The sequence below is a fragment of the Frigoribacterium sp. Leaf415 genome (genome assembly GCF_001424645.1).
In the GTDB taxonomy this organism is placed as follows: domain Bacteria; phylum Actinomycetota; class Actinomycetes; order Actinomycetales; family Microbacteriaceae; genus Frigoribacterium.
Genome location: NZ_LMQR01000001.1, coordinates 3,095,073 through 3,113,517 on the forward strand (window position 1 = coordinate 3,095,073; position 18,445 = coordinate 3,113,517).

Below are 18,445 nucleotides of genomic sequence, written 5' to 3' on the forward strand. Positions count from 1 at the left end.
GGATCAGCGCGTGTCACGGCTCTCCGGGTCACATCGGGGTGGTGCCCGACTCGACCTGCATCTTCAGGCGGTAGCGGTCCGAGCGGTACCAGCTCTTGGCGTGTTCGAGCGGGACGTCGCCCGCGAACGAGATGCGGTCGAAGTACATGACCGGGGCACCCTCTCGCGTGCCGAGCAGGGTCGCGACGTCGGCGTCGGCCCCCTCGGCGCTGACCGTCTGGGTCGCACGCGTGATCGGCGTCGCGTAGTCGCCGTCGAGCGTGCGGTACAGCGACCGGCTCAGGTCGTGGTCGAGCAGCCCGGGCAGGCGGTCGGCGGGGTACCAGCCGTCGTCGATGCTGACCGGCACGCCGTCGGCCAGGCGCAGGCGCTTGACGTGGAACGCCGAGGCGCCGGCCTCGAGTCCGAGCGCCGCAGCCGTCTCGGGCGGGGGAGTCGTCTCGGCCTTCACCAGCACGACCGTGCTCGGCACGTGACCCAGCTTGGTCATCTCGTCGGTGAACGAGGCGAGGTGCAGCGTCGACTGCACGACGCGGTGCGCCACGAAGGTGCCCTTGCCCCGCACGCGGGTCAACCAGCCCTCGTTCACGAGTTGCCCCACGGCCTCGCGCACGGTGATGCGGCTGACGCCGTACTCGAGCATGAGCTGGCGCTCGCTCGCGATCGCCGAGCCGGGCTGCGAACCGGCCGCGAGCCGCTGCACGATGGAGCGCAACTGCTCGTGCTTCGGCACGGCTCCGTCGGTGATGTGGTCGGTCATGGGCCCCTCGTCGGTCGCGCCCGAGGGTGGTCCCATCTGGTCATGACCGGTCGTCCTGCACTCGACGTTAGTCCACGCCGTCCGTCCTCAGCCAGGCGAGGGCCCGGCTGAGGGTGCGGTTCACAGGAACGGACGAGGAGGCGCGGCTCAGTCGAGCAGGAGCGCCGGCTCTTCGAGGACGCTCGCCACGTCGGCCACGAACCGGCTGGCGACGTCGCCGTCGACCACGCGGTGGTCGAAGCTCGCCCCGATCGTCGTCACCATGCGCGAGCGCACCTCGCCGTCGACCACCCAGGCCTTGGGCTTGATCGTGCCGAGGGCCACGATCGCGACCTCGCCCGGGTTGAGGATCGGCGTGCCGGTGTCCATGCCGAAGACGCCGATGTTGGTGATCGTGATGGTGCCGTCGCGCATGTCGGCGGGCGTCGTCTTGCCGTCGCGCGCCGTCAGCGTCAGCTGTTCGAGGGCCTGGGCCAACTCGAGCAGGCTCATCGACTGGGCCTCTTTGACGTTCGGCACGATCAGGCCACGCGGGGTGGCCGCGGCGATGCCGAGGTTGACGAAGTGCCGCACGAGGATCTCGCGGTCGGTCCAGGCCGAGTTGACCATGGGGTTGCGACGCACGGCCCAGATGATCGCCTTGGCCATGATCAGCAGCGGCGAGACCTTGACGCCGGCGAACTGCGGCGAGGCCTTGAGCCGCTTGACGAACTCCATCGTGCGGGTGGCGTCGACGTCGACGAACAGGCTGACGTGCGGGGCGGTGAACGCCGACGACGTCATGGCGGCGGCGATGGCCTTGCGGACGCCCTTGACCGGGATGCGCTCGACGCGCTCCTCGCCCCACTCGGGCGTCTCGATGTTGCGGAAGACGCTGGCCTGCTGCGCGTGACGGATGACGTCGTCGCGCGTGACCTCGCCGGCCAGGCCGGTCGGCTGGACGACGGCGAGGTCGACCTCGAGGTCCTTGGCCAGCTTGCGGATCGGCGGCTTGGCGATGATCGGCAGGGCCTGGGCGGCGGGCACCGACGTGGTGGGGCGCCGCCGGGCCTGCTCGGCGACGCGCAACTGCCGGGCGTCGACCTCGGTCTGCGACGGACGACGGCGGCGGGTCGCGCCGTGACCGCCCGCGGCGCCGTAGCCCACGAGCACGGCACCCGAACCGGAGTCGGCCGGTGCCTCGGGTGCGGTCTCGGGTGCGTGCGCCACCGAACCGGTGTCGCCGTCGGCACTGACCGCGTCGGCCGAGCGGGCCGGGGCAGCAGAGATCGAGCCCTGTGCCGGCGCCGCGGCGGTGGGTGCCGCGGGTTCGGCCTGACGGGCACGCTGCGCCGAGAGCGCCTCTTCGTTCTGCGACACGACCTGCGCCGTGCGCGCGAGTCCGCCCGATTCGAGCGACTCGGACTCGGCGGCACGACCCGACGGGGTCGCGGGTGCCGACGAGTCGCCGACCCGGATGATCGGGGTGCCGACGTCGACCGTGGTGCCGGGTTCGACGAGGATGCTCTCGACCACGCCGGCGTAGGGCGACGGCAGCTCGACGAGCGACTTCGCGGTCTCGATCTCGACGAGCACCTGGTTGATCTCGACGCTGTCGCCGGGGGCGACCTTCCACTCGACGATCTCGGCCTCGGTCAGGCCCTCGCCGACGTCGGGCAGGGTGAATTCGCTGGTCATGTCGTGACTCCTAGTAGGCCAGGGCCCGGTCGACCGCCTCGAGCACGCGGTCGGCGTCGGGCAGGTACTGCGTCTCGAGCTTGGCAGGAGGGAAGGGAGCGTCGAAGCCGCTGACGCGCAGCACGGGCGCCTCGAGCGAGTAGAAGGCCTTCTCGGCGACGGTGGCGGCGATCTCGGAGCCGACCGAGACGAAACCGGGGGCCTCCTGTGCCACGACGAGGCGCCCGGTCTTGCGGACCGACTCGAGGATGGGCCCGTAGTCGACGGGTGAGAGCGACCGCAGGTCGACGACCTCGGCCGAGACGCCCTCGGCCGCCGCGATCTCGGCCGCCTGGAGCAGCACGCTGACCATCGCGCCGTGCCCCAGCAGGGTGACCTCGGTGCCCGTCCGGACGACGCGGCTCGCGTGCAACGGCGCCTGCGGGTCGCTCAGGTCGACCTCGCCCTTGGGCCAGTAGCGGCTCTTGGGCTCGAAGAACATGACGGGGTCGTTCGACGCGATCGCCTCCTGGATCATCCAGTAGGCGTCGTGCGGTGTGCTCGGGCTGACCACACGCAGGCCCGCCGTGTGGGCGAAGTACGCCTCGGGGCTCTCCTGGTGGTGCTCGACCGCGCCGATGTGTCCGCCGTAGGGCACCCGGATCACGACCGGCATCATGACCGCACCCTCGTGACGGTTGGTCATCTTGGCGAGCTGCGACGTGATCTGGTCGAAGCCGGGGTAGATGAAGCCGTCGAACTGGATCTCGCAGACCGGGCGGAAGCCGCCCATGGCGAGTCCGATCGCGGTGCCCACGATGCCCGACTCGGCGAGCGGGGTGTCGATGACGCGCTTCTCGCCGAACTCGGCCTGCAGCCCCTCGGTCACGCGGAAGACGCCACCGAGCGTGCCGATGTCTTCTCCCATCAGGAGCACGCGGGGGTCGTCGGCCATGGCCTTGCGGAGTCCGGCGTTGATCGCCTTGCCGAGCGGCATGGTCTGCACGGAGGCGCGGGTCGGCTCGACCGTGCCGGTCGGGTTCTCGACGGTGTCGGTCATGCTGCCCCCTCGTCGGTGGTCGCGGTCTCGCCCGCGCCGCCGAAGCTCTGCTCGTAGGTCGCCAGCCACTGCTTCTGTTCGGTCATCAGCGGGTGCGGCTCGGAGTACACGTGGTCGAAGATGAGGCCGCGGTCGGGGTTCGGCAGCGAGACCGTGCGCCGTCGGACGTCGGCTCCGAGGTCGTCGCCCTCGGTCTCGAGGTCGGCGAAGAACGCGTCGCCCTCGCCTCGGTTCCGCAGGAAGGCCTCGAACCGCGTGATCGGGTCACGGGCGATCCACGACTGCAGCTCGTCGTCGGTGCGGTACTTGGTGGGGTCGTCGGACGAGGTGTGTGCGCCGACGCGGTAGGTGAGCGCCTCGATGAAGCGGGGCCCACCGCCGCCACGGGCGGCCTCGAGGTCGCGGCGGCTGACGGCGTAGCTCGCGAGCACGTCGTTGCCGTCGACCTGCGTGCCGGGGATGCCGAAGCCGCCGGCTCGGGCGACGAGGGGCGTGCGCGACTGGCGCGCGACCGGCACGCTGATCGCCCACTGGTTGTTCTGCAGGAAGAACAGCTCGGGGGTCTGGAAGCTCGCGGCGAACACCAGGGCCTCGCTGACGTCGCCCTGGCTGGTCGCGCCGTCGCCGAAGAACGTCACGACGGCCTGGTCGACCTCGGGATCACCCGTGCCGCTCTTGCCGTCGAGGCCGAGCCCCATGGCGAAACCGGTCGCGTGCAGCGTCTGCGAGCCGATCACCAGCGTGTAGATGTGGAAGTTCTGGTGCTCGGCGGGGTTCCAGCCGCCGTGCGTGTGCCCGCGCAGCAGGCGCAGGATGTCGACCGGGTCGATGCCGCGGGACAGGGCGACGGCGTGCTCGCGGTAGGACGGGAAGAGATGGTCCTGGGGACGGGTGGCGTGGGCCAGGCCGACCTGGGCCCCCTCTTGGCCGTGGCTCGGCACCCACAGGGCGAGCTGACCCTGGCGGGCCAGCGCCGCGGCCTCGCGGTCGAACCGACGGGTCAGCACCATGTCGCGGTGGAGGGCGCGGAGTCCGTCGTCGCCGAGGGCGTCGACGTAGGGGCGGAACTCGTCGGCCGCAGCCGACTCGACCACCTCGCCCGACGGCGACAGGAGCTGGACGGGCGGGGGCGCGTCGGTCGCTTCGGAGGAAGACATGGCGTCCAATCTATTCCGCGGCATATGCCGTCACCGGGATGTGAGGTCGACGATCTGCTGGGCGGCGTGCAGCAGCTTGTCGACCGACGACGGTTCGCCGATCGTGACGCGGACGCCCTCGCCTGCGAACGGCCGGACGACGACCCCGTGGTCGGCGAACACCTGGGCCGCCGCGGCCGTGTGATCGCCCGTGGCGAGCCAGACGAAGTTGCCCTGGGCCTCGGGGACCGTCCACCCCTGGTCGATCAGGGCGCGTCGCACCTGGTCGCGCAGCAGGACGATGCGATCGACCCGGCCGAGCAGTTCGTCGGCGTGGTCGAGCGAGGCGAGGGCCGCGGCCGCGCCCTGCTCGGTGACGGCGAGGGGGATGGCCGTGGCCCGCGCGGCGTCGAGCAGGTAGGAGGCGCCGATCGCGTACCCGACGCGGAGTGCGGCCAGCCCGTACGCCTTGGAGAAGGTGCGCAGCAGGACGAGGTTCGGGTGCAGCTCGGTGAGCGTCTCGCCGTCGACGGCCGTGCTGTCGGTGACGAACTCGGCGTACGCCTCGTCGAGCAGCACGAGCACGTCGTCGGGCACCGCGGCCATGAACGACTCGAACTCGCTCGTCGACACCGTGGTGCCCGTCGGGTTGTTGGGGGAGCAGACGATGACGACGCGGGTGCGGTCGGTGACGGCCGCGGCCATGGCCTCGAGGTCGTGGCCCCCGTCGGCCCGCAGCGGCACCTGGACGCTCGTCGCACCGGCCACCGTGACGAGCCCCGGGTAGGCCTCGAACGAGCGCCAGGCGTAGACGACCTCGTCGCCGACCGAGGCGGCGGCGAGCACGAACTGGGCCAGCAACGAGACCGAGCCCGCGCCGACGTGGACCTCGTCGACGGTGACGCCGAAGCGCGTCGCGAGGGCCGTCCGCAGGGCCGTCGCCGACGCGTCGGGGTAGCGGTTGAGCGAGACGGCGCCACGGACGGCCTCGACGACCGAGGGGAGGGGCTCGAACGGGTTCTCGTTCGACGACAGTTTGAAGGCGTCGGGGGACGCCTGCTTGCCCTGGCGGTAGGGCGGCAGGGCGGCGATCTCGGGACGGAGTCGGACGGGAGTGGTCACGCGACCAGCCTATGGGGCGGGGGCCGCGTCGCGTCAGGGCACCGCGCCTCCTCGGGGGGATCTGCTCGGGCACTACCGCCTGTGGACGAGAGGTCGGCATGATGGGGGCATGACCCGATTCGTCGTGAGGCTGCTCATCAACGCGGTGGCCCTCTGGCTCACCACGCTGCTCGTGTCGGGGGTGACGGTGACGCCCTACGGAGCCGGGGGCACCCTCGAGACGATCGTGACCTTCCTGCTGCTCGCCCTGGTCTTCGGCATCGTCAACGGCGTGGTCGGCACGGCGATCCGCGTCGTGGCGTTCCCCTTGTACATCCTGACGCTCGGCTTGATCGCCCTGGTCGTCAACGGCCTGCTGCTGCTGATCGTGGCGTGGATCTCGGGCCTGTTCGGCTTCGGGCTGACCGTCGACGGCTTCTGGTGGGGCGTGCTCGGCGCCGTCGTGCTCGCCGTGTTCGCGTGGGCCATCGGCGTCGTCGTCCGCCCCGTGGTCGGGCGGGGTGACCGTCAGCGGTGAACCGGTTCCGCATCTGCTTCGTCTGCACGGGCAACATCTGTCGCTCGCCCATGGCCGAGACCGTGCTGCGCTCGCTCGCCGACGACGCGGGCTTCGGCGACCGGGTCGAGGTCACGAGCGCCGGCACCGGCGACTGGCACGTCGGCGAGGGTGCCGATCCCCGCACCGTCCAGGCCCTCGAACGCCGCGGCTACGATGGTTCGCGGCACCGGGCGAAGCAGTTCGAGGCCGACGACTTCGCGCGCTACGACCTCGTGGTGGCGTTCGATCGCGGCCAAGAACGCATCCTCCGGGCCTGGGCAGGCGACGACGCCGACCGCTCGAAGGTGCAGCTGCTGCTCACCTTCGCTCCCGACGCGGCGCCGGCGGGCGGCGGTCTCGACGTCCCCGACCCGTACTACTCCGACGCAGGACTCTTCGACGAGGTGCTCGACATGGTCGAGCGCGCCTGCTCGGCCCTCTTCCGCCAGATCGAACCCGCACTCCGCAAGGGACAGTCATGACGTTGCCTCCTCAGCCCCTCAGCCCGCTCGACGGCCGTTACCGTTCGTCGGTCGGCACGCTGGGGGACCACCTCAGCGAGGCGGGGCTCAACCGGGCCCGCGTGCACGTCGAGGTCGAGTGGCTGATCGCCCAGACCGACCGCGGCGCGTTCGGCTCGACCCCGCTCGACGACGAGCAGAAGCGGGCACTGCGGGCCGTCGTCGCCGACTTCGGCCAGGCCGCGATCGACGAGCTCGCCGGCCTCGAGGCGACGACCCGACACGACGTCAAGGCGGTCGAGTACTTCGTCCGGGCCCGTCTGGCCGAGTTCGGGCTCGACGGGATCGCCGAACTCACCCACTTCGCCTGCACCAGCGAGGACATCAACAACCTCTCGTACGCGGTCACCGTCAAGGCGGCCCTGTTCGACGTCTGGCTGCCGGCCTTCGACGCCGTGCTCGCCGCCCTCACCACCTGGGCGACCGATGCCCGCGACGTGCCGATGCTCGCGCACACCCACGGGCAGCCGGCGACGCCGACCACGGTCGGAAAAGAGTTCGCCGTCTTCGCGCACCGCCTCCAGCGCCTGCGCTCGCAGATCGTCGGCACCGAGTTCCTCGGCAAGTTCAGCGGGGCGACCGGCACGTTCTCGGCCCACGTCGTCGCCGACCCCGGTCTGGACTGGCCCGAGACGGCCCGCGCCTTCGTCGAGGACGCCCTGGGGCTGACCTTCAACCCGCTGACGACGCAGATCGAGTCGCACGACTGGCAGGCCGAGCTCTACTCGCGCGTCGCCCACGCCAACCGTGTGCTGCACAACCTCGCCACCGACGTGTGGTCGTACATCTCGATGGGCTACTTCACGCAGATCCCGCAGGCGGGGGCGACCGGGTCGTCGACCATGCCCCACAAGATCAACCCGATCCGCTTCGAGAACGCCGAGGCGAACCTCGAGATCTCGTCGGCGCTCTTCGACTCGCTGGCCTCGACCCTGGTCACCAGCCGCCAGCAGCGCGACCTCACCGACTCGTCGGCCCAGCGCAACATCGGGGTCGCCTTCGGCCACTCGATGCTCGCGCTCGACAACCTGCGCCGCGGCCTCGGCGAGATCGCCGTCGGCACCGTGACGCTCGAGTCCGACCTCGACTCCAACTGGGAGGTCCTCGGCGAGGCGATCCAGACCGTGATCCGCGCCGAGGTCGTCGCCGGGCGATCGTCGATCGACGACCCGTACGCGATGCTCAAAGAGCTCACCCGTGGCAAGCGGGTCGGGCAGGCCGAACTGGTCGCGTTCGTCGAGGGCCTCGACGTGTCCGACGAGGCGAAGCGGCGCCTCGTGGCCCTGACCCCGGCGACCTACACGGGCATCGCGTCGCAGCTGGTCGACCGCCTGGCCTGAGCCCGTTCGGCGCAACGATGCCCCGACGGTGGATCGGCGTGCAAATCGCGACACGCACGACGTCTCAGGCCGTCGAGGGCGAAGTCGAGCGGCGTGGCGTGCACCGATCGTCGAGTTTGGTTCGCCTGACGCGGTGCGGCCGGTCGGGTTCGGTACGCCGGCGGGGGTCGGTCGCATGCCGTGCCCGAAGGAGGCGCGAGTCGCCCCCCGGGATCACCGTGCGTCACCTGCCGGGCAGCACCTCGACAGAACCCACCTGGGCCCGCGGCCCGAGACCCGGCCTGCGACGGGGCAACCCGCGACGGGGCAACCCCGACGCGGCATGCCGCGCCGCGGCAGCGTGCGTCAGTGGCCGCGAGGCTTGTCGGCGTCGTCGATCTCGTGTCGCTCGTCGTCGTTGGGCTTGGCCGCGAGGGCGAGCATGGCGATGGTGACGAGCGCGACGATGAAGCCGATGCAGAGGAAGATCAGCGCGAGTTGCAGGTCGCGCGTCGTCATGAGGACGACGAGGCCGACGAAGGCGGCGAAGACCCCCGACAGCCCGAGGAACTCGGCGGGGCGGAACCGGTCGCGCCAGGTGGGGTGGGTCATGACGTTCGTGCCTTGTCGTCAGGGGTGTCGGCAGCGGCCGGGTGCCCGGTCTGCCATTTGAGCGAGAGGCCGGCGATCACGAGGAACACGCCGACCAGGGCGCCGTAGGCGCCCAGGATGCCGACGAGCACGGTCGAGGACGTCACTTCGCCCTCGATCTGCTCGATGCCGCCGAGCTGCTGGCTGTAGTCCGGCGGGACGACGAGGAAGACCACGGCCAGGGCCAGGGTCAGCACGCCGACGGTCGTCCAGTCACGGGCGAGCGGCGAACGACGGCGACGGCGCAGGCCGGTGAGCAGTTCGAGGACGCCCGTCAGCACGGCCCAGGCCGTGACGAAGGCGACCAGCACGGGCAACTGCCCGTGCGAGAAGACGAGGCAGAGGGCGCCGATCACGGCCCCGACGACGCCCTGCAGCACGGCGATGGTGCGGCTCGAGCGGTCGGAGAGGCGCAGGGCCGACCCCACGGCGAGCACGACGCCGCCGACGACCGCCGCCGAGCCGAAGGCGAGCAGGCCGACCTGGGGCGAGTGGTCGGGGGTGAAGGTGATGGCCGCGGCGGCCGCGAGGGCGGGGACGGCACGCAGCACGGGGACGGGCCAGTACGCGGAGAGCGACGGGTCGACGCCCCGGTCCGAGGGGTCGGGCGACGCCACGGGGGCGGTCGCGCCGGAGTCGTGGTGCGCAGGCGTCACGAGACCTCTTTCACGGGTGGGGGACCCGCCGAGTTTACCGCGCGCTCCTGAACGCCAGGCGGCGGGCGGTGCCGAAGGTCAGCGGCCAGCCGCGGCCCTTGAGCGTCGTGAGCTGACGCGCCATGCCGTAGGGCGTCACCCTCAGCACCCCCTCGGACTCGAGCGACAACCCGGTGAGCACGCCGTCCATCACGCGTCGGGTGGAGGCCAGCCCCTCGGACGTGTCCAGCTCGGCCGCGATCAGCACGCCGGCCGGCAGGCGGCTGACCCGGGTGTAGGCGGTCGTCGTGTCGGCCCAGGTGGACCGCCAGTCGGGTCCGACCTCCTTGACGCACTCGATCAGGCGGACCGTCGCGACGTCGGGGTCGGGATCGTCGACGGTGAGCAGCCGGTAGTACGTGCGCCGGACGCCTTCGGTGCTCATGAAGAGCAGGTCGACGTAGCCCGCCACGACCGAGGCGGGCCGCGGCCCGGTGCCGACGACGGTGCCGCCCGTGACCCACGAGCCGTGGCCGTCCTTGGCGTCGGGCCAGATCTCGACGAGCACCTCGAGCCCCGAGATCTCGATCTCGTGCGCCGGTGCGTCCGATGCGGCGGCCTCGAGCGCGCAGTCCCGGAGCCCGTGGCCCTGGCGGGCGTCGCGTTCGCCCGTCCTGTACGGCACCTGCTCGAGGTCGTGCACCACCCCGCTGAGTCGCTCGACGAAACTGGCTGTCACCCGCGATAGATTACGTGTGACATATGGTGGCACGCAAACGAGTCATGTGCGGCGATCTCCCGACACCTTCCCAGCCCGCGCCGTTACGTTCGCAGCATCTGCGGGCCGCCTCCGGCCCCTCCACCCGGCTGAGAAGTCGACCAGCCGCGGGAGCCCGATGACCGCCACCGTCCCCACGACCACCCGAACCGCGCAGCCGCGCATCGTCCACGCACCGGCAGGTGCGGCGCCCGCCGGGTTCCGTCCCACCGTCGCGGGCCAGGTCGGCAAGCCGACCAGCACCTACTCGAGCCTGCTCAAGTCCGTGCGTGAGGCAGGCCTGCTGCAGCGTCGCACCGGCTTCTACGTCACGGTCTTCGTCGTGCTGGTGGTCTGCCTCGGCGGCGCGGCCGCCGGCTTCGTCCTGCTGGGCTCGAGCTGGTTCCAGTTGCTGATCGCCGGGGCCCTGGGCATCATCCTCACGCAGTTCGCGTTCCTCACGCACGAGGCCGCGCACCGTCAGGTGTTCGAGTCGGGCACGCGCAACGACAAGGTCGGTCGCGTGCTCGCCGCCGGCGTCGTGGGCATCAGCTACGCGTGGTGGATGACCAAGCACAGCCGTCACCACGCCAACCCCAACACCAAGGGCAAAGACCCCGACATCGCGTTCGACACGATCTCGTTCCTCGAAGAGGACGCGGCGAAGCAGCGCGGCGTGCTCGGCTTCATCACCCGCCGCCAGGGCTACTTCTTCTTCCCGCTGCTGCTCGGCGAGGGCGTCAACCTGCACGTGACGTCGTTCCGCACGCTGCTCGGTCGCGACAAGATCGAGGGCCGGGCGCTCGAGATCACGCTGATCGCCGTGCGGCTGGTCGCCTACTTCGGCGTCGTCTTCTGGTTCCTGCCGGTCGGCATGGCCTTCGCCTTCATCGGCGTGCAGATGGCCGTCTTCGGTCTCTACATGGGGTCGTCGTTCGCCCCGAACCACAAGGGCATGCCGATCATCCCCGAGGGCGCCAAGGTCGACTTCCTCAGCAAGCAGGTCCTCACCTCGCGCAACATCACGGGTCGGCACTCGACCGCGTTCATGGGCGGGCTGAACTACCAGATCGAGCACCACCTCTTCCCGAGCATGGCGCGTCCGAACCTGCGTGCGGCCAGCGCCCTGGTCAAGGCGCACTGCGCCGAGCACGGCATCCCCTACACCGAGACCACGATCGGCAAGTCCTACGCGATCGTCATCCGGTACCTCAACCGCGTCGGCCTCTCGGCCCGCGACCCGTTCGACTGCCCCGCGGCGTACGCGCTGCGTCCCCGCTAGTCGGCGACGAGCACGACGAGCGCAGGAGGCGCGGGCCGGGTCAGGCGGACCGGCTCGCGCCTTCGTCGTCCTCGAAGAAGTCCTCGTAGCGGACGGGACGTGCGTCGCCGGACGCGGCCCGCGCCTCCCGGACCGCCGACGGGCGGTCGCGGCTGCCGGCCGGTCGGGACTGTTGCTTGGGGTAGGGGTGGATCACGAGCGGGGACGTCGTCGAGTCCCCCTCGTGTAACCGGAATCCACGGTCGCCTCCCGTCGTGGGCCGGACGTCGCATCCGGAGCCTCGACCGCCACGATACGAGTGGTCGGGGGCACTCGCGAGGGGCTTGTCAGGCCCTTCGGTGAGCGCTAGCTTCGAAAGTTCGCCGCTCTCAGGCGGGCCAGGCGGCCAGTTGCCAGCCCAACCAGGGCGAGAAGGCGAACGGCGCGGCCGCGACGGCGTCGCGCAGCTCGGCGGGCTCGACCCAGGCCCATTCGGCGACCTCGTCGGGCGAGGGGTCGGGCAAGCCGACGGCGCGGGCCGTGAAGACCGGGCAGATCTCGTTCTCGACCACGCCCGAGGCGTCGGTGGCGAGGTACCGGAAGTCGGGCAGGATCACCTCGACGTCGCGGACCTCCATGCCGAGCTCTTGGTGGGCGCGGCGCATCAGCGCCTCGGCCGGCGACTCGCCGGGGGCGGGGTGGCCGCAGAACGAGTTGGTCCAGACGCCGGGCCAGGTCTTCTTCGACAGGGCACGACGCGTGACGAGGACGCGGCCGAGGTCGTCGGTCACGTGGCAGCTGAAGGCCAGGTGCAGCGGCGTCGTGGCGGTGTGCACGGTCGCCTTCGCGGTGGTGCCGATGGGCGTGCCCTCGTCGTCGAGCAGCACCACGAGCTCGTCGTGCGCGCCCGGGCGGTCACCGGACGTCGGCTGGGGATGCGTCGAGATCTCACGGGTCATGAGAGGTAGTCTGCCCTGGTGGACGGTGATCACCTGCACGCAGGCACGCGGGCGAGACACGATCGTGTCGACGCCGTCCTCGACGACTTCTTCGCCCTGGCCAAGCGCCGGGCCGAGTCCGTGGGCTGGCGCTACGTCGACCTGTGGTCGGTGCTCGAGCGCAACAGCGCCGGGGGCAAGCGCTTCCGGCCCCGCATGGTCTTCACGGTCTACGACGCCCTCGGGGGCGCCGACGACGAGGCCGTGGCCCGCGTCGGCGCGGCCTTCGAGCTGCTGCACACGGCCCTGATCGTCCACGACGACGTGATCGACCGCGACTTCTCGCGACGCGGCATCCCCAACGTCTCGGGCAGCTACCGCGACACCGCGACGACGGCGGGCATCCCGACCCCCGCGGCCGAGCACCGGGGCATGTCGGCCGCCGTCATCGCCGGCGACCTCGCCCTGACCGGGGCCAGCCGCATGCTGCTCGGCATCGGCTGCGCCGACCACGTCCGCACGCGGTTGCTCGACCTGCTCGACGAGGCGATCTTCGTCAGCGCGGGTGGAGAGATGGTCGACGTCGAGTTCTCGCTGTCCGCCGACCTGCCGACCGTCGACGAGATCCTCGACATGGAACGCGCCAAGACGGCCGTCTACTCGTTCGAGGCGCCGCTGCAGGCGGGCGCCGTCCTGGCCGGGGCGGTCGAGGCCGTCGTCACGGCGGTCGGCGACTTCGGCCGCGAGGTCGGGGTCGCGTACCAGGTGGTCGACGACCTGCTCGGGGTCTTCGGCACCGAGGAGGCCACCGGCAAGACCACACGCGGCGACCTGCGCGAGGGCAAGCGCACGGTGCTCGTCGCGCACGCCGCGACCACCGACGAGTGGTTCACGATCCAGCCGTTCATCGGCAAGGCCGACCTCAGCGAGGCCGAGGCCGAGCACGTCCGCGGCCGCCTCGAGGTCTGCGGCGCCCGCGCCTTCGCCGAGGGGCTCGTCGAGCAGCACGCCCGCCGCGCGCTGGACGTACTCGACCGTCCCGAGGTGCCCGAGTCGCTGCGCGAGGCGCTGACGCCGGTCGTCCAGGACGTCCTCGAGAGGGTGCGATGACGGGCCTGTCGCTGTACGACTCCGTGGCCGACGCGACCGCGGGCGGCGTGATCCGCCGCTACTCGACGTCCTTCGGTCTGGCCTCGCGCCTGCTGGGCGGCGAGGTGCGGCAGCACGTCGAGAACGTGTACGCGCTCGTGCGCATCGCGGACGAGATCGTCGACGGTCCTGCGACCGAGGCCGGTCTGGGCGCCGAGGCCGCGGGCCGGTTGCTCGACGGCTTCGAGGCCGAGACCGAGCGCGCCCTGGTCGAGGGCTTCAGCCCGAACCTGGTCGTGCACGCCTTCGCCCGCACCGCCCGCGCCACCGGTTTCGGTGCCGAGCTGACGGCCCCCTTCTTCGCCTCGATGCGGGCCGACCTCAGCGCCCGCGAGCACGACCAGGCCTCGTTCGACGCGTACGTGTACGGCTCGGCCGAGGTCGTCGGGCTGATGTGCCTGAAGGCGTTCCTGCAGGGGCACTCCTTCCCACCGAGCACGGTCGCCGAGCTCGAAGAAGGGGCCCGCCGCCTGGGCGCCGCCTTCCAGAAGGTGAACTTCCTGCGTGACCTCGCGGCCGACTTCGAACAGCTCGGCCGCAGCTACTTCCCCGGGGTCGACGTGACCACGTTCGACGAGCAGACGAAGACGAGACTGGTGCGAGACATCGACGACGACCTCCGCGTGAGCGGCGAGATCATCCCCGTGCTGCCGACGACCTCGCGTCGGGCGGTGGCACTGGCCCACGGCCTGTTCGCCGAGCTGAACCGGCGTCTCGAGGCGACCCCCGCCTCCTCGCTGGTCCGGGCGCGCGTGCGCGTGCCGAACCCGGTCAAGGTGCGCATCGCCGCGGGGGCCGCGGCCGGCCGCGTCACGCGCCTGCCCGAGGCCCGCGCATGAGCCGCGACACGGTCGACCGCGGGGCCACGGGCGCCGGCACCGGTGAGCCCGACGAGTCGCACGGCCTCAGCGTCACCCGCCACGGCCGCCGCGTCGTCGTGATCGGCGGCGGCATCAGCGGCCTGGCCTCGGCTGCACTGCTGGCCCGCGAAGGCCACGAGGTCACCCTGCTCGAGAAGAACGACGAGGTCGGGGGCCGCGCCGGGTCGTGGAGCCACGAGGGCTTCCGCTTCGACCTCGGCCCGAGCTGGTACCTCATGCCCGAGGTCTTCGACCACTTCTTCCGCCTCATGGGCACGTCGGCGGCCGAGCGCCTCGACCTCGTCGAACTCGACCCGGGCTACCGCGTGCTGTTCGAGCCGACGCCCGACGACCCCTCGGCCAGCGCACCGATCGACGTGCCCCGTGGGCTCGAGCAGAACGTCGAGCTCTTCGAGCGCGTCGAGCCCGGCAGCGGCGAGCGCATGCGCCGGTACCTGCGCTCGGCCCGCGACACCTACGACATCGCCAAGCGGCGGTTCCTCTACACGAGCTTCGGCAGCCTCGCACCGCTGCTGCGCGGCGACGTGCTGGTGCGCCTGCCCAAGCTGGCTCGGCTGCTGCTGACGAGCCTCGACTCGTTCGCCTCCCGCACGGTGACCGACCCGCGCCTCCGTCAGATCCTGGGGTACCCCGCGGTCTTCCTCGGCTCGTCGCCGTTCGACACCCCGAGCATGTACCACCTGATGAGCACGCTCGACCTCGACGACGGTGTGCTGTACCCGCAGGGCGGCCTGATCTCGGTGATCGAGGCGATCCGCGACGTGGCCGTCGAGGCCGGGGTGACCGTCGTGACCGGTGCGTCCGTGACGCAGATCGTCACGCAGCCGCTCGCGGCCGAGGGTGCGGCCCTGCCGCGCGGCTCGAAGGCGACCGCCGAGGCGACCGGGGTCGACTGGGTCGACGCCGAGGGCGCGACGCACCGCGTCGACGCCGACCTCGTGGTCAGCGCGGCCGACCTGCACCACACCGAGACGCAGCTGCTGCCGCGCGAGCTGCGCACCTACGACTCGTCGTACTGGGCGAAGAAGAACCCCGGGCCGAGCGCCCTGCTGCTCTACCTCGGCGTCGAGGGCGAGATCCCCGAGCTCGAGCACCACACGTTGCTCTTCGCCCGCGACTGGCACGAGAACTTCGACCTGATCTTCGGCGCCGACAAGCGCATCCCCGACCCGCCGTCGCTGTACGTCTGCAAACCGAGCACGGTCGACCCGTCGACGGCGCCCGCCGGTCACACGAACCTCTTCGTCCTGGTGCCGCTGCCCGCCGACCCGGCGCTCGGCTCGGGTGACGTCGACGGTGACGGCGACCCGATGATCGAGCGGCTCGCCGACGGCGTCATCGCCCAGATCGCCGAGTGGGCGAACGTGCCCGACCTCGCCGACCGCGTCGTCGTCCGACGCACCCGCGGACCGCGCGACTTCGTCGACGACGTCAACGCCTGGAGCGGCAGCATGCTCGGCCCCGCGCACACGCTCGCCCAGAGCGCCTTGTTCCGCACCGGCAACGTCTCGACCCGCGTCGACTCGCTGTTCTACGCCGGCGGTTCGGTCCGCCCGGGCATCGGCCTGCCGATGTGCCTGATCAGCGCCGAGGTGCTGCTGAAGAACCTGCGCGGCGACACGAGCACCGAGCCGCTCCCCGAGCCGTCGGCGGCCCGGTCGACGCCGTCCGAGTCCGCCGCCGGCTGATGGGGTTCCTGTACCTCGCGGCGCTGCTCGTCTCGCTGTTCGGCATGGTGATGCTCGACCGCAGGTTCCACCTGTTCTTCTGGCGCGACGTCCCCCGGGCGGCGGTGACGTTGCTGGTCGGCGTCGTGTTCTTCCTGATCTGGGACGTCGTGGGCATCGACCTCGGCATCTTCTTCCGGGGCGAGACCTCGTTCATGACCGGCGTCCTCGTGGCGACCGAGCTGCCGCTCGAAGAGGTCTTCTTCCTGGCGCTGCTCTGCTACCTGACGATGAACCTGCTGGCCGGAGCCCGGATGGCGGCGGCGGTCGTGCTCGACCGGCGTGACGCGAGCCGGGCCGGTCGCCCGGTGGACGGCGTGCCGTCGTGACCTACTGGGCCGTCAACGCGGTGTTCCTGTCGATCGTCGCCGTGCTCGGAGTATTGGCGCTGGTGGCCGCAGGGGTGCGTGGCCGGGCCGCGCGCGCCTCCTCGTCCCCGGCCGAGACGTCGCGTCGGCGGCGCGAACGGCTGCTGGGCGCAGGCCTCGCGACCGGCGTGCTGCTCGTGATGACCGCCGTGTTCGACAACGTCATGATCGGCATCGGGCTGGTCGGCTACGACGCCGCCCGGATCAGCGGGGTGTTCGTCGGCATCGCCCCGCTCGAGGACTTCGCCTACGCGATCGCGGCGCTCGTGCTGTTGCCGTCGGTGTGGGTGCTCCTCGGCGGGCCGAAGACGCCCCGGGCGCCCGCTGCGCCGGCGGCCGGCGGGGCCACGCCCGTGAAGGAGGCGCGCTCGTGAACACGATCAAGGCCCTGTTCGTCTCGTCCCGGCCCCTGAGCTGGATCAACACGGCGTTCCCGTTCGCGGCGGCGTACGTGCTGACGTCGCTGCTCGCGCCGACGACGACCGGGTACCTCGGCTCGTACCAGCCGCTGTCCCAGGCCGACGCCACCTCGGCCGTCATCTTCTTGGGAGCCGAGAACGCGCTGGGCCCGGTGAACTGGCTCGTGCTGATCGTCGGCGCCCTCTATTTCCTGATCCCCTACAACCTCGCGATGTACGGCATCAACGACGTCTTCGACTACGAGAGCGACCTGCACAACCCGCGCAAGGGCGGCGTCGAGGGCGCGCTGCTCGACCGCAGCCTGCACCGCACGACGTTGCGCGCCGCGGTCATCACGAACGTCCCGTTCCTCGTGTTCCTCGTCGCGGTGGGCGACCCCCTGAGCTGGCTCGTGCTGGCCGTCAGCGTCTTCGCCGTGATCGCCTACTCGGCTCCCGGCCTGCGCTTCAAGGAGCGCCCCTTCGTCGACTCGATCACCTCGAGCACGCACTTCGTCAGCCCCGCCGTCTACGGTCTCGTGCTGGCCGGGGCGAGCTTCACGCCCCAGCTGTGGGCGCTGCTGGGCGCGTTCTTCCTCTGGGGCGTCGCGAGTCACGCCTTCGGGGCCGTGCAGGACGTGCTGGCCGACCGCGAGGGCGGCATCTCGTCGATCGCGACCGAGATCGGGGCCCGCGCGACGGTGCGCCTCTCGGTGGTGGCCTACCTGCTGGCCGGCGTGCTGCTGACCTTCACCGAGTGGCCCGGCCCGCTCGCGGCCCTGCTGACCCTGCCCTACGCGATCAGCTGCGCCCCGTGGTGGAACGTGACCGACGACCGGGCCGAAGAGGTCAACCGTGGGTGGCGGCGCTTCCTGGCGCTCAACTTCGTCAGCGGGTTCGTCGTGACGATGCTGATGATCTGGTGGGTCTTCCTGCTGAACTGACGCCGCGCCTCCTGCGCTCGTCGCCCCTCGGCCCGCCGGGTCGGGCGGACCGGACTGACCGGACGCTCAGGGGCGCCAGCCGAGGTTGAGCGCCGCCGTGCGGAGGAACCGCACGGCGGTCTCGTAGGCGCCCGGCTCGGCCCCCCGGACAGTCTCGTCGCGGATGCCCTCGACGACGTCGACGAGCTTGCGGTGCGCGAGGCTCCCGCGCTCGGTGAGGGCGTAGCGACCGTCACCGACCCCGTCGGTCGCGAGGCTCACCCAGCCGCTCTCGACCAGCTCGGCGAGGTGGTCCGAACTCGACTCGCCCGTGGCCGGGTCGAGGAAGGGCGCGACGGCCCCGTCGAGGGCGGCGCGGGTCGCCGGGCCGCGTTCGAGCAGGTTCAGCAGCTGCCACTGCCGGCGCGTGACCCCGTGTTCGTCGAGGACCTCGTCGAAGCGCCGGTCGATCAGCCCGTCGACGAGCTTCAGCCAGAAGCCGATCGGGCGCCCCCGGTCGACGGCCAGGTCGTCGTCGACGCTGCCGAGGTCGAGAGGTGCGTGCGTGTCATCGGTCGGCGGGGTGACCTCGCCTCCGTCTGCGGAACGTCGTCGGTCCATGGACGGCACCGTACACCGGTCGTA

General features: G+C 71.5%; 21 protein-coding genes. 10 read left to right on the forward strand and 11 right to left on the reverse strand.

Going from position 1 to position 18,445, the window contains the following annotated elements; genetic code table 11:
* Positions 1-28: 28 nt before the first annotated feature.
* From ASG28_RS14455 to ASG28_RS14475, 5 genes are all read right to left on the reverse strand, one after another.
* On the reverse strand, positions 29-760 hold the full coding sequence (locus ASG28_RS14455; protein WP_055977751.1) for a GntR family transcriptional regulator: 732 nt from the start codon (positions 758-760) through the stop codon (positions 29-31).
* 147 nt (positions 761-907) lie between these two features.
* The gene (locus ASG28_RS14460; protein WP_055976465.1) at positions 908-2,437 is read right to left on the reverse strand and encodes a dihydrolipoamide acetyltransferase family protein; all 1,530 of its coding nucleotides are present in this window, start codon (positions 2,435-2,437) and stop codon (positions 908-910) included.
* A gap of 10 nt (positions 2,438-2,447) precedes the next feature.
* Entirely contained in the window at positions 2,448-3,476 is a 1,029-nt protein-coding gene (locus ASG28_RS14465; RefSeq protein WP_055976468.1) for an alpha-ketoacid dehydrogenase subunit beta, read from the reverse strand.
* Positions 3,473-4,633 carry a thiamine pyrophosphate-dependent dehydrogenase E1 component subunit alpha gene (locus tag ASG28_RS14470; RefSeq protein WP_055976471.1) on the reverse strand — a complete coding sequence of 387 codons (1,161 nt, stop codon included), beginning with the start codon at positions 4,631-4,633 and terminating at the stop codon, positions 3,473-3,475. Before ASG28_RS14470 ends, ASG28_RS14465 begins: the two co-directional genes overlap by 4 nt.
* Positions 4,634-4,663: 30 nt before the next feature.
* Positions 4,664-5,734 carry a histidinol-phosphate transaminase gene (locus ASG28_RS14475; RefSeq protein ID WP_082454837.1) on the reverse strand — a complete coding sequence of 357 codons (1,071 nt, stop codon included), beginning with the start codon at positions 5,732-5,734 and terminating at the stop codon, positions 4,664-4,666.
* 109 nt (positions 5,735-5,843) lie between these two features.
* Here ASG28_RS14475 and ASG28_RS14480 point away from each other — a divergent pair, with 109 nt between their 5' ends.
* Genes ASG28_RS14480 through purB form a run of 3 tightly spaced genes read left to right on the forward strand, consistent with a single transcriptional unit; the run spans position 5,844 to position 8,133 of the window.
* Positions 5,844-6,251, forward strand: a complete 408-nt coding sequence (locus ASG28_RS14480; protein ID WP_055976474.1) for a phage holin family protein — start codon at positions 5,844-5,846, stop codon at positions 6,249-6,251.
* On the forward strand, positions 6,248-6,754 hold the full coding sequence (locus ASG28_RS14485) for a low molecular weight protein-tyrosine-phosphatase (RefSeq protein WP_255351273.1): 507 nt from the start codon (positions 6,248-6,250) through the stop codon (positions 6,752-6,754). The genes ASG28_RS14480 and ASG28_RS14485 overlap by 4 nt, the downstream gene beginning before the upstream one ends.
* Entirely contained in the window at positions 6,751-8,133 is a 1,383-nt protein-coding gene (gene purB, locus ASG28_RS14490; RefSeq protein WP_055976477.1) for an adenylosuccinate lyase, read from the forward strand. The genes ASG28_RS14485 and purB overlap by 4 nt, the downstream gene beginning before the upstream one ends.
* 345 nt (positions 8,134-8,478) lie before the next feature.
* Here the strand turns inward: purB and ASG28_RS14495 are convergent, their stop codons facing one another.
* From ASG28_RS14495 to ASG28_RS14505, 3 genes are read right to left on the reverse strand one after another with little or no spacing between them, the layout of a single operon-like run.
* A complete protein-coding gene (locus ASG28_RS14495; RefSeq protein ID WP_043594098.1) occupies positions 8,479-8,724 on the reverse strand; it encodes a hypothetical protein in 246 nt (81 codons plus the stop codon).
* Positions 8,721-9,419, reverse strand: coding sequence for a DUF308 domain-containing protein (locus ASG28_RS14500; protein WP_235477964.1), 699 nt, complete (start codon positions 9,417-9,419; stop codon positions 8,721-8,723). The genes ASG28_RS14495 and ASG28_RS14500 overlap by 4 nt, the downstream gene beginning before the upstream one ends.
* A gap of 34 nt (positions 9,420-9,453) precedes the next feature.
* Entirely contained in the window at positions 9,454-10,137 is a 684-nt protein-coding gene (locus tag ASG28_RS14505) for a hypothetical protein (protein WP_157485824.1), read from the reverse strand.
* A 157-nt stretch (positions 10,138-10,294) separates the two neighbouring features.
* Between ASG28_RS14505 and ASG28_RS14510 the strand changes: the two genes are divergently transcribed.
* Positions 10,295-11,437, forward strand: a complete 1,143-nt coding sequence (locus ASG28_RS14510; RefSeq protein ID WP_055976486.1) for a fatty acid desaturase family protein — start codon at positions 10,295-10,297, stop codon at positions 11,435-11,437.
* A gap of 40 nt (positions 11,438-11,477) precedes the next feature.
* Here the strand turns inward: ASG28_RS14510 and ASG28_RS16580 are convergent, their stop codons facing one another.
* A complete protein-coding gene (locus ASG28_RS16580; RefSeq protein WP_157485823.1) occupies positions 11,478-11,633 on the reverse strand; it encodes a hypothetical protein in 156 nt (51 codons plus the stop codon).
* Positions 11,634-11,805: 172 nt separating this feature from the next.
* Entirely contained in the window at positions 11,806-12,375 is a 570-nt protein-coding gene (idi, locus tag ASG28_RS14515) for an isopentenyl-diphosphate Delta-isomerase (protein WP_082454836.1), read from the reverse strand.
* An 18-nt stretch (positions 12,376-12,393) separates the two neighbouring features.
* Between idi and ASG28_RS14520 the strand changes: the two genes are divergently transcribed.
* From ASG28_RS14520 to ASG28_RS14545, 6 genes are read left to right on the forward strand one after another with little or no spacing between them, the layout of a single operon-like run.
* On the forward strand, positions 12,394-13,464 hold the full coding sequence (locus ASG28_RS14520) for a polyprenyl synthetase family protein (protein WP_082454835.1): 1,071 nt from the start codon (positions 12,394-12,396) through the stop codon (positions 13,462-13,464).
* On the forward strand, positions 13,461-14,342 hold the full coding sequence (locus ASG28_RS16800) for a phytoene/squalene synthase family protein (protein WP_055976489.1): 882 nt from the start codon (positions 13,461-13,463) through the stop codon (positions 14,340-14,342). The genes ASG28_RS14520 and ASG28_RS16800 overlap by 4 nt, the downstream gene beginning before the upstream one ends.
* Positions 14,339-16,072 (forward strand): phytoene desaturase family protein, encoded by a 1,734-nt coding sequence (gene crtI / locus ASG28_RS16225; RefSeq protein WP_167599062.1) that lies wholly within the window; start codon positions 14,339-14,341, stop codon positions 16,070-16,072. Before ASG28_RS16800 ends, crtI begins: the two co-directional genes overlap by 4 nt.
* Positions 16,072-16,440, forward strand: coding sequence for a lycopene cyclase domain-containing protein (locus tag ASG28_RS14535; protein WP_055976493.1), 369 nt, complete (start codon positions 16,072-16,074; stop codon positions 16,438-16,440). The genes crtI and ASG28_RS14535 overlap by 1 nt, the downstream gene beginning before the upstream one ends.
* Complete coding sequence (locus tag ASG28_RS14540; protein WP_082454834.1) at positions 16,437-16,853, forward strand: lycopene cyclase domain-containing protein; 417 nt, start codon at positions 16,437-16,439, stop codon at positions 16,851-16,853. The genes ASG28_RS14535 and ASG28_RS14540 overlap by 4 nt, the downstream gene beginning before the upstream one ends.
* Complete coding sequence (locus ASG28_RS14545) at positions 16,850-17,821, forward strand: prenyltransferase (protein WP_055976496.1); 972 nt, start codon at positions 16,850-16,852, stop codon at positions 17,819-17,821. The genes ASG28_RS14540 and ASG28_RS14545 overlap by 4 nt, the downstream gene beginning before the upstream one ends.
* Positions 17,822-17,887: 66 nt before the next feature.
* Here ASG28_RS14545 and ASG28_RS14550 read toward each other — a convergent pair whose 3' ends face one another.
* On the reverse strand, positions 17,888-18,421 hold the full coding sequence (locus ASG28_RS14550) for a MarR family winged helix-turn-helix transcriptional regulator (protein WP_235477962.1): 534 nt from the start codon (positions 18,419-18,421) through the stop codon (positions 17,888-17,890).
* Between the last annotated feature and the right edge of the window lie 24 nt (positions 18,422-18,445).

Bases quoted from the DNA above. Each gene is read 5' to 3' on its own strand.
- ASG28_RS14460 (WP_055976465.1), bottom strand. From the start codon at position 2,437: ATGACCAGCGAATTCACCCTGCCCGACGTCGGCGAGGGCCTGACCGAG.
- ASG28_RS14470 (WP_055976471.1), bottom strand. From the start codon at position 4,633: ATGTCTTCCTCCGAAGCGACCGACGCGCCCCCGCCCGTCCAGCTCCTG.
- ASG28_RS14550 (WP_235477962.1), bottom strand. From the start codon at position 18,421: ATGGACCGACGACGTTCCGCAGACGGAGGCGAGGTCACCCCGCCGACC.
- purB (WP_055976477.1), top strand. From the start codon at position 6,751: ATGACGTTGCCTCCTCAGCCCCTCAGCCCGCTCGACGGCCGTTACCGT.
- ASG28_RS14535 (WP_055976493.1), top strand. From the start codon at position 16,072: ATGGGGTTCCTGTACCTCGCGGCGCTGCTCGTCTCGCTGTTCGGCATG.
- ASG28_RS14465 (WP_055976468.1), bottom strand. From the start codon at position 3,476: ATGACCGACACCGTCGAGAACCCGACCGGCACGGTCGAGCCGACCCGC.
- ASG28_RS14480 (WP_055976474.1), top strand. From the start codon at position 5,844: ATGACCCGATTCGTCGTGAGGCTGCTCATCAACGCGGTGGCCCTCTGG.
- ASG28_RS14510 (WP_055976486.1), top strand. From the start codon at position 10,295: ATGACCGCCACCGTCCCCACGACCACCCGAACCGCGCAGCCGCGCATC.
- ASG28_RS14495 (WP_043594098.1), bottom strand. From the start codon at position 8,724: ATGACCCACCCCACCTGGCGCGACCGGTTCCGCCCCGCCGAGTTCCTC.
- idi (WP_082454836.1), bottom strand. From the start codon at position 12,375: ATGACCCGTGAGATCTCGACGCATCCCCAGCCGACGTCCGGTGACCGC.
- ASG28_RS16800 (WP_055976489.1), top strand. From the start codon at position 13,461: ATGACGGGCCTGTCGCTGTACGACTCCGTGGCCGACGCGACCGCGGGC.
- crtI (WP_167599062.1), top strand. From the start codon at position 14,339: ATGAGCCGCGACACGGTCGACCGCGGGGCCACGGGCGCCGGCACCGGT.
- ASG28_RS14455 (WP_055977751.1), bottom strand. From the start codon at position 760: ATGACCGACCACATCACCGACGGAGCCGTGCCGAAGCACGAGCAGTTG.